This window comes from Clostridium sp. ZBS2 (assembly GCF_023845855.1).
Classification (GTDB): Bacteria; Bacillota; Clostridia; order Clostridiales; family Clostridiaceae; genus Clostridium; species Clostridium aquiflavi.
Genome location: NZ_JAMQIF010000018.1, coordinates 1 through 14721 on the forward strand (window position 1 = coordinate 1; position 14721 = coordinate 14721).

Sequence of the window (14721 nt, forward strand, 5' to 3'; positions counted from 1 at the left end):
GTTCTTAAGTTAAATTACTCCGTCCACTTTGCTTATGCATATATCAACACTCTGTTAAAACATAGCCGAATAAATAATAGTATCTCAAATTTTTGAGATACTATTTTTTATTTAATAATTATTTTGCTAATAATGTTGTTGTTAGAGGTGGTACTACTTGTTTCTTTCTTGATAATACCCCTGGTAGGAATGTCATACAGTTGTATAATTCTACCTTAAATGCTTTTTCAACGATTTCTGGTTTTGGTCCAGCAACTAAAATTTGAGAACCTTCATTTAGTATATCAGTTAAAAGTAGCATAACTACATCAAAGTTATTTTCTTCAGCTTGTTTGCTCATATAATTTAGCATTTCATCTTTTAATGGCATAAATCCATCGATGTCCATTGTATTAACTTGAGCAACACCTATTTTAGAATCAGCTATACTAAAAGGTTTGAAATCTTGATTGAAGATTTCAGCAACAGATTTTCCTTTTAAAGAAGTACCTGCTTTAAACATTTCTTTAGCAAATTCATCAATGTTTATTCCTGCTATTTCAGCTAATCTAAGACAAATAATTTTATCCTGTTCAGTACAAGTTGGGCTTCTAAATAACAGAGTATCTGAAATTATAGCTCCACATAAAAGTCCTGCAACTTCCTTAGAAGGCTGAACATCACTTTCAAAATAACATTTAGCAACTATACTTGAAGTACTACCAATTGGTTCATTTCTAAAGTATATAGGATTGCTTGTTTGAATATCAGCAACTCTATGATGGTCAATTATTTCTATTATTTCAGCATCATCTAATCCATTAACAGATTGACCTTTTTCATTATGATCAACTTGAATAACTTTTTTCTTATGATCAGAAATAAGATGATATCTTGAAATTGTACCAATTACTTTACCTTCAATATTAGTTACAGGGTAACAATGGTATTTAGTTTCAGCCATAATACCTTTAATATCATCTACTAAATCTTCAGTAGAGAATGATACTAGGTTTTCCTTAGCCATCACATATTCAACTGGTATACTTTGAACGATTAATCTTGAGGCTGTAAATGAATCATGCGGCGTACTTATAACAGTAACTCCGTTTTCTCTAGCTTTAAAGATTAATTCAGATGGTAAAGTATTAGAACCCGTTATAATCATTAAAGAAGTTCCTATGTTTAATAGTTCCTCTTGAACATCATGTCTATCTCCAACTATAGCAATATCACCTTGATTTATTATTTCTCTTAAACTATCAGGTTGCATTGCAGTTACAGTTATTTTCCCAGGAAATGTTTCAATATTTTCATCTATGTATATTGCTTTAGCATCAAGAGTTTCTATTATATTTTCTATAGATGTATTACTTTTTGCTAGGATGTTATTATCCCAAATATCCATATAAGCTGATGTTAAATTAGAAATAGAAATAACTCCAATTAAGCAACCGTTTTTATCAGCTATTGGTAAAGCTTTAAGATGATTATCTCTCATTATGTTCCAAGCACCTCTTAATGGGAAAGTTGGTGGAATTGGATCAAGATTATCTATTTTTAAATCTTCTACTTTAAGCTTTACTGTTTCTAAATATTTAGGTGCTTCAACACCAAAATAATCTAGTATGAATTGAGTTTCTCGATTTACATTACCTAGTCTTACAGGTATAGCTTCAAGATTACTAATTTTATTTTTCAAAGCTGCATATCCATAAGCAGCACAGATTGAATCTGAATCAGGATTTTTATGTCCAGTTACATAAACTATATTCTTCAAAATAGCTCCTCCTTATTTGTATAAAATCACAGTATATATTTTACTTGTAAATCTCAAGAATGTAAAGTTTATTAAAAAATCATCATAACTTTTGCAAAGGAAAATATATATATTTATATGAGGAGAAAAAAAGGGAGGAGAAATTGTGGTACAAGAAAAAGAACTTTTAAAAGGACTTAGTACAAAGGAAGCTGAAAAAAGAATTAAGAATTTTGGGCTTAATGAACTTCAGCATAAAAAAAAGACATCAGCTTTAAAAATATTTCTTTCACAATTTAATGATTTTATTGTATGGGTACTTATAGCAGCAACAATAATTTCGGGAATCATAGGTGATAAAGCTGATGCAATTACTATATTAATAATTGTGTTTGTAAATGCGATATTAGGATTTGTTCAAGAATTTAGAACGGAAAAGTCATTAGAGGCTCTGAAGGATTTAGCTGCACCAACATGTAAGGTACTAAGAGATGGAAGCATACAAATTCTTAATTCTATATATTTAACTATAGGTGATGTAGTTATTTTAGAAGCTGGTGACAGAGTCCCAGCAGATGGTACATTTATTGAAGGATTAGGTATTGTCGTGGATGAATCACTACTTACTGGGGAATCGGTAGGAGTTGATAAAGATGTTAATGGAAAAAATAATAGGTGCTATATGGGAACAACTATTGTAAAAGGAAAAGGATTATTTAAAGTTGACACAATAGGTATGAATACAGAAATGGGAAAAATAGCAGATCTAATTCAAAACATAGATGAAGAAAAGTCACCTTTAAATAAAAAATTAGATTCACTTGGCAAAGTATTGGTAGTTATTTGTTTAGTTGTATGTGTAATAGTAACTGTAATGGGTGTAATAAGAGGGAATGATATAACAGAAATGTTTTTACTTGGCGTAAGTTTAGCAGTAGCAGCTATTCCAGAAGGTCTTGCTGCAATTGTAACAGTAGCATTAGCACTTGGAGTATCTAGAATGTTAAAAAGGAACGCTTTAGTAAGAAAATTACCTGCAGTTGAAACATTGGGATGTACTTCTGTTATATGTTCTGATAAGACAGGTACATTAACTCAAAACAAGATGACAGCTAAAGAAGCTTATTTAAATGGTAAAATATATGAATTAGAAAAAGAAGAATTAAAAGATTATAACAAAATGATGAAAGCTCTAGTTTATTGTAATGATTGTAATTATGATTTTACTAAAAATATAATGGAAGAAGTGCTTCATGGAGAACCAACAGAAACTGCATTAATAGAGATGTTCTTTAAGAAAGTTGAACCATTAAAGGCATATGTATCTAATATAAATAGAGTATATGATATTCCTTTTGATTCAACAAGAAAGATGATGTCTGTAATAATTAATGAAAATGATAAAGAAACTTGTTATGTTAAAGGTGCACCTGAAAGACTTATAGAAAAATGTTCTTATATATTAGAAAATAATAAAATAAAGCCTTTAACATATCAAAAGAAACAACAAGTAGCAAAATTTATTGAAGCTATGTCATCTAGAGCACTAAGATGTATAGCATGCGCATATAAGGAAGAAGGATTAAGTAAAAATAATCATTTAGAAGAAAATCTTATATTTATAGGTGTTGTTGGAAGCATTGATCCACCAAGAAAAGAAGCTAGAGATGCAGTTTTAAAATGTAAACTTGCAGGAATAAAGCCTGTTATGATAACAGGAGATCATAAGAATACTGCACTTGCCATAGCGAAATCATTAAATATATGTAATACTGAAGAACAAGTTTTAACAGGTGAAGAAATAGAAAGAATTAGTGATGATGAATTATATAAGAAAGTTAATAAAGTCAGAGTATTTGCTAGGGTTTCACCAAACCATAAGTTAAGAATTGTAAAAGCATTTAAGAGAAAAGGTAATATAGTTGCAATGACTGGAGACGGAGTAAATGATGCTCCAGCAATAAAAGAAGCAGATATAGGAATTTCCATGGGGATTTCAGGAACTGATGTTACTAAAGAAGCATCCTCAATGATATTAATGGATGATAATTTTTCAACTATAGTGGCAGCTGTAGAAGAGGGAAGAATAATTTATGATAATATAAGAAAATTCATAAGATATTTATTGTCTTGTAATTTAGGTGAAGTTTTAACTATGTTTTTAGCAACATTATTTTATCTTCCCAATCCATTAAGTCCAATACAAATTTTACTTGTTAACTTAGCTACTGATGGATTGCCAGCTATTGCCCTTGGTGTTGACCCAGCTGATAGTGATATTATGAGACAAACTCCAAGAGCAAAAAATGAAAGTATTTTTGCAAGGGGACTAGTTGAGAAGATTGTAGTAAGAGGATCATTAATAGGAATATGTACCTTACTATCATTTATGATAGGAAGATATTATGGTATGAATCTAGAAACTTGTAGAACTTTAGCTTTATGTACTCTTGTAATGTCTCAATTAATACATGTTTTTGAATGTAGATCAGAAAGACATTCAATATTTGAAATAAAGCTATTTACAAATCCTTATTTAGTAGGAGCTGTTTTAATTTCAATAATAATGATAACATCTGTACTTTATATACCATTCTTCAGAGGAATATTCCATACTGTTGCATTGTCATTTAGTCAATGGTTAATAGTAATGTTCTTCTCCGGAATAATAGCATTAATAAATAGTGTATATTTATTAATAAAATCAAAATAGGATGTTAATCTTGTACTGTAATGCTCGTGGACAGGATTAAAAAGGAAACCATACTCATCTGGAGTTGCTGAGTAAATTCGATAAACAATATATAAAATTTAGACAATTACTTAATAGTTATAAAAGTCCAATTAAAATGAAGCTTTACTAATTGCGGATATTAACACTTATTAAGATTAGTTGCGTAATAAATAGTAAATTTCTCTAGTCACGAGCTTTATACTACAATATTACCATTATTCAAATATAACAACAAAAGTACCAATTGAGATTTCAATTGGTACTTTTGATTTAATCTGTAAATTATCTTCTCATCATTTTAGTAGCTTGTTGACGTGATTTTTTTAATTCACTATGGTCAACAGGTATTAAGTCTTTTTTAGTTGTAAGATTTAATACATTCATTATTTGAATAGCTTCTGTAGTATCTTTTTTCTTTATTTTCTCGCCTTTAACACCCATTATTATTACTTTATGGCCTTGAGATACAGTAATAAATTCGGTTTTTTTAAACCATTTATTTTGTTTATAAAAACATTTAACAACAGATCTACCAACTTCAGGTTTAACTACCATTTCAACTAATAACTTATGAAATATAAAGTAACTTTTTTCAAAAACCTTTACTGATAAAACAGTTCCAGATGTACTTGTAATTCTATCTCCATACTTTTCAAGATATGCGTCTTGAAAATACTTATTAAATTTTCCAGAAAATTTTTCTTTTAAACCCATTTATGACTCTCCTTTTTAATAAGAATATATTTATCAATTAAAATAAAAAACCTATTATATCTAGCTTATTATATCATAATAGTTTATTAAGTACCATACATATTAGCATTTGATTGTATTTTAAAGTGACATGTAAAATCTAATTAATTCATATAGTATTTGTGATTATTAAAATAATATGTTTCATAGCAATTTTTATAAATAAAATTATAAGTTGAAATAAGTGAATTATTTAGATATAATTAATTAAAATAGAATATTTTGCTAGGGGTGCCGTTTTTAACGGCTGAGAAGGATATCCTAACTCTAATAACCTGATATGGTTAGTACCATCGTAGGGAAGCTTATTTACTTACTGTATATATTTATATGTAGTGGTATTTTATGCTTGCTTAGTGCAAGCTTTTTTTATTCTTTAGGAATTTATATTATTAAAAAATTTGTGGATAACTTTTAAAATAATGTGTTTTAAAGGTATTATGAGTACCCCTAAAGAATAAAAAATAATCATATGCCGCACCATTATTCCTGCACTGCGTTTGGAAAGGGCGCATGGCTAAAAAAATCGACGGCTCCAAAGTCGCCTTAGCGATTTTGTTCTTCTTTAGGAATTTATAAAAATTTTAAATCTGAGTATAATTCCTAGAATGCTATGTTTTAAAGAAATGAAATTTATATATAATATATTGTGATTAGAAAAGACAGGTTGTTATTTATTTAGGTTATCCCCCTTAGAAAAATTATCTAATTTTTATAATAAGGGAGGATTTTTTTTTATGAGTTATACAACACAAATGGATGCTGCTAAAAAAGGAATTATTACAGATGAAATGAATTTAGTAGCAAAAAAAGAAAATATTAATGTAGAGGATTTGAGAGAGTTAGTAGCACAAGGTAAAATTGCAATACCTGCTAATAAAAATCATAAGAGTTTAAGTGCAGAGGGCGTTGGACAAGGTTTAAGAACTAAAATAAATGTTAATTTAGGTATTTCAAAGGATTGTCAAAATTTTGAGATGGAATTAGAAAAGGTTCGTACAGCAATTGAAATGAAAGCAGAAGCTATCATGGATCTTTCTAATTATGGAAAAACTGAAGGGTTAAGAAAAAAAATAATTGATATGTCACCAGCTATGATAGGAACAGTTCCAATATATGATGCATTAGGATTTTATGATAAGGAATTAAAGGATATAACTGTAGATGAATTTTTTAGAGTAGTAGAAAAACATGGACAAGATGGAGTTGACTTTATAACAATTCATGCAGGGTTAAATAAGGAAGCCATAGAAACTGTAAAAAGAAATAAAAGGTTAACTAATATAGTTTCAAGAGGTGGTTCTTTATTATTTGCATGGATGGAATTAAATAATAAGGAAAATCCATTTTATGAGCATTTTGATAGATTACTAGATATATGTGCTAAATATGATATTACAATTTCATTAGGAGATGCGTGTAGACCAGGGTCAATAAATGATGCTACGGATGCATCTCAAATTAAAGAATTAATAACAATGGGGGAATTAACAAAAAGAGCATGGGCAAAAAATGTTCAAATAATAATAGAAGGTCCAGGACATATGCCTTTAAATGAAATTGAAGCTAATATGATTCTTGAAAAGAAGCTATGTCATGGAGCACCATTTTATGTGCTAGGACCATTAGTTACAGATGTAGCACCAGGCTATGATCATATAACATCTGCAATAGGTGGGGCTATTGCGGCAACTTATGGAGCTGATTTTTTATGTTATGTAACACCAGCGGAACATTTAAGGTTACCTAATTTAGATGATATGAAAGAAGGTATTATTGCAACCAAGATAGCAGCTCATGCAGCAGATATAGCTAAAGGAATACCAAGAGCTAAAGTTTGGGATGATAAGATGAGTAAGGAAAGAGCAGAGCTTAATTGGGAAAAGATGATGGAACTCGCTATGGATTCAACAAAACCTAAAAAATATAGAGAAGAGTCAAAACCACATGATGAAGAAACATGTACTATGTGTGGTAAAATGTGTTCCATGAGGACAATGAAGAAAATATTAAATGGTGAAAATTTAAATATAATAAGGGATTAATAAAAATAGAGATGGCAGTATATAAGTTTGTTTTTATACAAAGTTATATGCTGCTTTTTTTTTAGTTTTGAAAATTTACATGATGAAATTAAAATAGCTATTAAACATAATATTGTTATTTATTTTCATGCGCCTAAATTGATTATTCTAATTTAAAACATTTAAAAGCATTGAGTTTTATTTACTTTAATAACTATTTATGTTGGTAATTGTAAAGTTTGAGTAACAATTATTGGATTTTGATGGAATATTTAGGAGGATAAATTATAATTTTCATAATAATATTTATCAAATATAGAACTATTATATTTGTTTTTGTAGAATTTTGTTTGAATAAAAATACATAAATTGAAAAAAATAGGTTTACATTTTTTTTATATTTTTACTTTTAGTAGGTATATAAAGCTCTTGTTATGGAGTTAAAGCAACTTAAGGAGTGATCGTATGCCTACAGATTTATTAAAAAAAATGAAATTATTTCAAGAACAATCCAATAATTTTATGGATATAGTGTCTCATTTTAATTCTAAAATTAATTATTTGAGTTATAAGTTAAAATATCCAGAAGCATCTACAGATTTGATTATATATTTATATGAACTTGCCTTACAATTGGATTTGAAAAAGTTTAATGATGATGAAGAAATATTAAAATATATGAGAAGATGCATTAAGAATAAATCAATAAATTTATATTATAAAATAAATTCGTATAGAACCTTTATAACTTATAATTCCGATGAAGAACTTTTAAATGTACTAGACAAAAATATTAACAATGATGAATATTCAAATGTAATATTTAAGGATTTGATTTCATTATTAAAGCCTAAACAAAAGAAAATAATTTTTTTAAAGTTTTATTTACAGTTATCAGATAAGGAAATTGCAGAAAGATTAAAAATATCAAGACAAGCAGTAAATAAATCTAAAAGACAAGCTTTGAAATTTTTAAAGAATATATTATATAGGGAGGCAATTTATGTTTGATCAATTAATAAAAATAGCTGCAACTCAAGGAGTTTGGACAATTTTAAGTTGTGTTCTTATAGTTTATATATTAAAAGCACAAGAAAATAGAGACTTAAGACAAGAAGAGAGAGAGAAAAACTATCAAGATATAATAAAACAACTTACTGAAAAGTTAAATACACTAGATTCAATAAGTTCAACTATTAATGAAATAAGAAGCAAAATTAGATAGATATAATAAACTAATTAATACTATTAGACATACCCTAAAAACTTACTAATTCATATATATAATTAAGAAAGATGTTATTTATTAATAATTAAATAATAAATTTAGACACAAATATGTCATAAAGACATTATATAATTAAATAAAGAAAGTAATTAATAGATTAGTAAAAAACTAGGGGGAGATCATAATAGATACGAATACCAGAATAGTTTGTGATACTACAGTGAATAACTATCTTAATGCTAAAGAAACATTAAGATATGATGGAGATTATATTAATCATTTTTCTTCTTTACTTAATGGATATTATAATAAAGAAATTAAATTTGATGAAATTAAATATATAAGAAAATTTATTAAAGATAAAACGTCTAGAATGTCTTCGTTTAGAGGGGATATGCTATATATATTATCATTTTTAATATCAGTGATGAATGATAAAAAAGATAAAACAGATTTAATTGATGAAATAATTGGTGTATTTGAGTCATTATTAGAAGAAAATTTAAAAGATTGTGGCTATTTAGTTTTATCGGCATATTCAATAGTAAAATATGTAGATAAAGAAAATAGGCAAGATATAATTTATAAAACTAAAGAAATATTTAAAATAATAAAATCTAAATATGGAAACGTAACAAAAGAGGATGATTATTTATTCTGTACGCTATTAGCAATAAATTGTAATGAATTTAATTCTATAACTGAATATATGGAACAAGTTTTTAATTATGTTTTACATTTGGATTTATTCTCTAATAATAGCGTACAAGGATTGACTAATACAATACTGTTAAATGGTTATGAAGATGCAACCTGCAAGGCTGAAGAACTGTTAAAATCCTTAGAAAAAAATGATTTCAAGATAAGTAATCAATTTTTGAGTGTACTAGGAGTTTTGGTAAAAAAACAAGATGTACATGAAATCATAAGAAAAATGAAGGAAGTTGTAGAATATTTATGTGATGAAGAACTTGAATATGAATTTTATATAGATAAAGGATTTAGAAATATACTTGCTTTAGTTATTGTATTTATGAGTATGGAAGAGGAAAATATAAAATATTTGGACGAATTATTAGCATTTAGTACATATTCGTTCTTAATAAGTAAAAATCAAGGAGTTTTTAATGAAGTTTTAGCTTAATTATAAAAAATTAGTAGTAAATAATATATTAAAATATGGAGAAAAAATAAAAAACTATCTCTATTTTTTCAGTTGAAGAATATTAATATTAATATACTACTAATTTAAGGAGGAAACTACTTTTGAAGATTTAATCACAGTTTAAGTTATAGAAAAAAACTTCGAAGTGGATATGGTTTATGAAAAATGAATTAACTCCAAGTGAAGTTATATTTAAATGTTCTTTTAAAGAATTATCTGAGAAAGAACGTCTTGCAGAATTACCAGAAGTTACTTCAAGATTAAATGATATAAAAAGAGCTTTAAAAATTAAGAAAAATGGATACAACTTATATTATATTGATTCATTTGCAATGAATAAATTAACTGACTTGATGGATTATATTTCAAAGATATACGAAGAGGAAAGTGCACCTAAAGATATATGCTATGTTACTACTGAAGATATATTAAATCCAAAAGTTTTATTTTTACCAAGTGGAAAAGGAACACTATTAAAAGAACAAATTGACGATATAAAGAATCAATATTTTGATTGTGTAATAGAATTTTATAATGGCTCATCTGATAAGGAAAAAGAGGAGTTACTTGAAGAAACCAAGGAACAAAGGAATGAGTGTATTTCTAATTTAATGAAAAAAGCAAAGGAAAATAATTTTGAAGTAAAAGCAACAAATGGTGGTTTTGTATTTATTCCATTAAAATCTCAAGGAAATGAGATGACAGAAGATGAGTATGATGAATTGGAAAATGACGAACAGGGGGTAATCAAGGAACAAGTATCAGAATTGAAAAAGGAAGCACAAGTTGTACTAGATAAGCTAACTGCACTTGAAATTAAATCAATTAATGAATTAAGAGTTATTTATGAAAAATATCTTAAAAAAGAAATGAAAGAAATGAAGGAAGATTTATTATTTGAATTTGTAACTGATAAATTTACTTGTATGTATCTTTCTCAAATGTTTGATTGGATTGAAGAGCAGATAGTTGAATGCTATACAGTAAGTCTAGAAGAGGATCAGCAATATATAGATGATATTTTCACAAAATTTGAAGTTAGAGTTCTTGTGGATAATAAAAATATACCACATCCAAGAGTTATTTTTGAAGAAGATCCCACAATAAATAATTTGATTGGAAATATTGAATATAAGAATAGTAATGGAGGATATTTGCCAGACATAGAGTTAATACATCCTGGAAGCTTATTAAAAGCTAATGAAGGTTGTTTAATTTTAAATCTTAATTCATTACTATCTAGTGGGTATAGTTATTATTATTTAAAGAAAATACTAATGCTTGGAAAAATAGACTATAGTTATACAAAAAATTATTTAGATGTTCTATCTTTAGAAGGCTTAAAACCTGAGTCTATACCAATTAATGTGAAAGTTATTTTAATAGGTGATTATGAGGCATTTAGTATACTTCACGAGAAAGACGAAGAATTTAAAAGAATATTCCCATTTAAAGTTGAAATGGAAAATCAATTGAAATGTAATGATGCATCAAGAAGTTTAGTTGCAAATTATATAAAAAATAAAGCAAAAAATGAAAATCTTTTAGATATGGATCAAGAATCAATAGAAGAAATTTTTAAATATTTATCTAGAATTATAGGGGATAGAAATAAGATTTCTGTGGATAATTACTATATTGATAGAATATTATATCTAGCTAATGATAAAGCAAATAGTGAGGGGAGATTCTCTGTAATTAGAGATGATGTTATTAGTAGCTATCATTGTGATGATAAAGATATTAAAGAAGAGATGCTAGAAAGTTATAAGAATAATAAAATATTAATAGCTATTAAAGGTGAAAAGGTTGGATCTATTAATGGATTAGCGGTTATTGGCACAAGTTTATTTAGCTTGGGAAGACCTATGAGAATAACTTGTTTAGCATTTCAAGGCAGTGGTAGAATAATTGATGTTCATAATGAATGCAAATTAAGTGGAAATATTCATGAAAAATCTATTGTAATTTTAAGAGGTTTAATAAATACTTTATTGAGTCCTTATGAAAGCTTACCAGTAGATTTTCAGTTGAGTTTTGAACAAACGTATTCACTAGTTGAAGGTGATAGTGCTTCTGTTGCAGAAATAATATGCATGCTTTCAGCCATTAGTAAAAGACCGATAAAACAAAATATTGCAGTAACAGGATCAATAAATCAATTTGGAGAAGTACAGCCAATAGGAATGATTAATGAAAAGATTGAAGGCTTTTATACTGTATGTAAGACTATAGATAATATTAGTGGCAAAGGTGTATTGATTCCTAGTATGAATAAAGATGAACTAATCTTAGAAAAAGAAGTGGAAGAGAGTATTAGTAATGGTGATTTTCATATTTATACAATGGATGTCCTTGAAGATGCAATAGAAGTTCTTATACTAAATGAAGGTGAAACTGTTAAGACATTTTTTAAGATTATAGAAGAAGAGATAGCCAAATATAAACCAAGTAAAAAGAAGAAGTAAAAAAATAAGTACTAAGTTAAAAAAATAAGCTTAGTACTTATTTTTTCGTTATGTTTTAGCAAAGCACTTTAGCTCTTAACTATAATCTTTACACTTTTGATTAAAATGTCATTGAGATATTTCATTTTTATTATATAAAATTGAATAAATAGAATAAAATGTAATAAAACAAATTGACGGTGCATAAAATAGTATGTTAAAATATGGTAAAGAAAACTAAGGAGGTGAATTACTCTAAGAAAAATTTTAGAGTATTTTTATATGGATTTAAAATTTGATAAGTATGATGAAATTTTAATAGTCACTATGATTGGGGAGTTAGATCATCATAGTGCAGAAGAAGTTAGAGTTAGAATTGACGATAGAATCGATAGAGATAATATACAAAAATTAATTTTAAACTTTTCTGGAGTGAGTTTTATGGACAGTTCTGGAATTGGAGTAGTTGTTGCAAGAAATAAAAAACTTAATAGTAAAGGTGGCGCTCTCTGTATTTGCAATATAAAGGAAAGCGTAAATAAAGTATTTGAATTAACAGGATTATATAAAATAATTAAACATTATGAAACTGTAGATGAGGCAGTAAGATGCATTTAAGATGGAGGGATTTATTGTGTATGAAAATAAAATGAATTTGGAGTTTGTAAGTAAATCTCAAAATGAAGCTTTTGCAAGAGTAGCTGTAGCTGCATTTATCGCTCAATTAGATCCAACTATAGATGAGATAAGTGATGTGAAAACAGCAGTATCAGAAGCAGTAACTAATTCTATAATACACGGATATGAAAATAAGGAAAATGGAATTATTAAAATTGAAGTTGAAATTCGTGATGGAGAAGTTACCATTGAGATTACGGATCATGGAAAAGGTATTGAAGATATACCGAAAGTGATGGAGCCATTATATACATCACGTCCTGATTTGGAAAGATCAGGAATGGGTTTTACTGTTATGGAAACATTTATGGATGGGTTATTAGTTGAAAGTGAAAAGGAAAAGGGTACAAGGGTTAGAATGAAGAAAAAATTTAACATATTAAGTTAGGGGAAAAATATGGGAACAGAGAATTTTAATAGAGAGGAATATAATTATAATGATAATTCACAATTATTACCTTTAGCTAAAGACGGTGATTCTGAAGCTATGAATAGATTAATAGAGATGAATTTACCACTAGTAGCTTCTATAAGTAAGAAATTTTTAAATAGAGGATATGACTATGAGGACATATTTCAAATAGGATCTATTGGACTCGTAAAGGCCATAAATAATTTTGATTTAAGTTACAATGTTAAATTTTCAACTTATGCAGTACCTATGATCATTGGAGAGATAAAAAGATTTTTAAGAGACGATGGGATGATAAAAGTCAGTCGTAATGTGAAAAGCTTAGCAAAGCGTATACACTTTACAAAAGAAGAATTAACTAAAAAATTAAATCGTAGTCCTACTATAGATGAACTTGCAGAATATTCTGGAGTAGATAAAGAAGAAATAATATTTGCTATAGAATCAGCTAACAGTCTACAATATCTTTATGATACAATTCATCAAGATGATGGAGCACCTGTATTGCTTATAGATAAGTTAAGTGAAAAAGGTGAAGATGATATTGGAATGATAAATAAAATAGCACTAAAAGAGGCGTTAAGAAGTCTAGATGAAAAAGCCAGGCAGATTATAGTATTAAGATATTTTAAAGATAAGACACAAGTCCAAGTAGCTAAATTGCTTGGTATAAGTCAAGTTCAAGTATCAAGAATTGAAAAAAAGGTACTTTTAAAAATGCGAGAGAAATTAGAGGAATAGAAATTAAAATGGTGATTTTTATAAAAAATATAAAAAAACAGATGAGACAATCATCTGTTTTTTTATTTTCTTTAGGAAATTATATCAGTAATTTTGTTTTGAAAATTGTGTGGTTTAAAATTGAAATAAATTATATTTAAGGGATCTATATACAATAGTTTTAGGCGAATGATAATAAGGAACAAATTAACATAATTAAATTTTCTAAATTTACAAATAATACTTATGTATGGATATATAAAAATAAAAAAGAAAGGAGAATGCTACAAGTTTATATTTACAAGTAGCAAAGTGATAAATATTGAAAAAAAGAAATGAAAAAATCATAAGACAAAAATATGAAAAGATGGCTAAGCAAATTGAACCAAAGCCCAAAATACTTCAGGATTGTGCGAAAGCCTTCTTTGTTGGAGGAATAATTTGTACTATAGGACAATTTATAAATAATTATATAGCAACATTAGGTTTGCCAGAAGATGAAGTAAAAACAATTGTTTCTATAGCTATGATTTTCTTTGGTGCATTATTAACAGGTGTAGGGATATATGATAAGATAGCACAATTTGGAGGTGCAGGAACAGTAGTACCAATAACAGGCTTTTCAAATGCAATTGTATCTCCAGCTATAGAATTTAAAAAAGAAGGTTTTGTTTTTGGAGTAGCATCCAAAATGTTTACAATTGCAGGTCCAGTTCTTGTATATGGTATAGGAACGTCTGTAATTATAGGTATTGTGTATTATATAATGTCTATTTTTTAAAATAAAAAGTTATTATATAGATTTATAGTTATAAAAGTTGA

The 14721-nt window shown here is 27.3% G+C and carries 12 protein-coding genes and 1 riboswitch; of the genes, 10 read left to right on the forward strand and 2 right to left on the reverse strand.

Going from position 1 to position 14721, the window contains the following annotated elements:
- Window positions 1-118: 118 nt before the first annotated feature.
- A complete protein-coding gene (locus NG918_RS10980; protein ID WP_252226201.1) occupies window positions 119-1759 on the reverse strand; it encodes a putative manganese-dependent inorganic diphosphatase in 1641 nt (546 codons plus the stop codon).
- 145 nt (window positions 1760-1904) lie between these two features.
- Here NG918_RS10980 and NG918_RS10985 point away from each other — a divergent pair, with 145 nt between their 5' ends.
- On the forward strand, window positions 1905-4451 hold the full coding sequence (locus tag NG918_RS10985; protein WP_252212624.1) for a calcium-translocating P-type ATPase, PMCA-type: 2547 nt from the start codon (window positions 1905-1907) through the stop codon (window positions 4449-4451).
- 303 nt (window positions 4452-4754) lie between these two features.
- Here the strand turns inward: NG918_RS10985 and NG918_RS10990 are convergent, their stop codons facing one another.
- Window positions 4755-5186: a hypothetical protein gene (locus NG918_RS10990; RefSeq protein WP_252212623.1), complete on the reverse strand. Its 432-nt coding sequence runs from the start codon at window positions 5184-5186 to the stop codon at window positions 4755-4757.
- 256 nt (window positions 5187-5442) lie between these two features.
- Window positions 5443-5544, forward strand: a riboswitch (TPP riboswitch).
- A gap of 418 nt (window positions 5545-5962) precedes the next feature.
- On the opposite strand from NG918_RS10990, the gene thiC reads away from it, so the two are divergent.
- From thiC to spoVAC, 9 genes are all read left to right on the forward strand, one after another.
- Window positions 5963-7270, forward strand: coding sequence for a phosphomethylpyrimidine synthase ThiC (gene thiC, locus NG918_RS10995; RefSeq protein WP_252226203.1), 1308 nt, complete (start codon window positions 5963-5965; stop codon window positions 7268-7270).
- A 444-nt stretch (window positions 7271-7714) separates the two neighbouring features.
- Window positions 7715-8260 carry an RNA polymerase sigma factor gene (locus NG918_RS11000; protein ID WP_252212621.1) on the forward strand — a complete coding sequence of 182 codons (546 nt, stop codon included), beginning with the start codon at window positions 7715-7717 and terminating at the stop codon, window positions 8258-8260.
- Window positions 8253-8474, forward strand: a complete 222-nt coding sequence (locus tag NG918_RS11005) for a BhlA/UviB family holin-like peptide (RefSeq protein ID WP_252212620.1) — start codon at window positions 8253-8255, stop codon at window positions 8472-8474. The genes NG918_RS11000 and NG918_RS11005 overlap by 8 nt, the downstream gene beginning before the upstream one ends.
- A 223-nt stretch (window positions 8475-8697) precedes the next feature.
- Window positions 8698-9621: a DUF4003 family protein gene (locus NG918_RS11010; protein ID WP_252212619.1), complete on the forward strand. Its 924-nt coding sequence runs from the start codon at window positions 8698-8700 to the stop codon at window positions 9619-9621.
- Window positions 9622-9800: 179 nt separating this feature from the next.
- A complete protein-coding gene (locus tag NG918_RS11015; RefSeq protein ID WP_252226206.1) occupies window positions 9801-12110 on the forward strand; it encodes an AAA family ATPase in 2310 nt (769 codons plus the stop codon).
- 261 nt (window positions 12111-12371) lie between these two features.
- Complete coding sequence (spoIIAA, locus tag NG918_RS11020; protein WP_252212617.1) at window positions 12372-12707, forward strand: anti-sigma F factor antagonist; 336 nt, start codon at window positions 12372-12374, stop codon at window positions 12705-12707.
- Window positions 12708-12723: 16 nt separating this feature from the next.
- Entirely contained in the window at window positions 12724-13155 is a 432-nt protein-coding gene (gene spoIIAB / locus NG918_RS11025; RefSeq protein WP_252212616.1) for an anti-sigma F factor, read from the forward strand.
- Between the two features lie 9 nt (window positions 13156-13164).
- On the forward strand, window positions 13165-13920 hold the full coding sequence (gene sigF / locus NG918_RS11030; protein ID WP_252212615.1) for an RNA polymerase sporulation sigma factor SigF: 756 nt from the start codon (window positions 13165-13167) through the stop codon (window positions 13918-13920).
- Between the two features lie 301 nt (window positions 13921-14221).
- Complete coding sequence (gene spoVAC, locus NG918_RS11035) at window positions 14222-14680, forward strand: stage V sporulation protein AC (RefSeq protein ID WP_286673994.1); 459 nt, start codon at window positions 14222-14224, stop codon at window positions 14678-14680.
- Window positions 14681-14721: the final 41 nt, after the last annotated feature.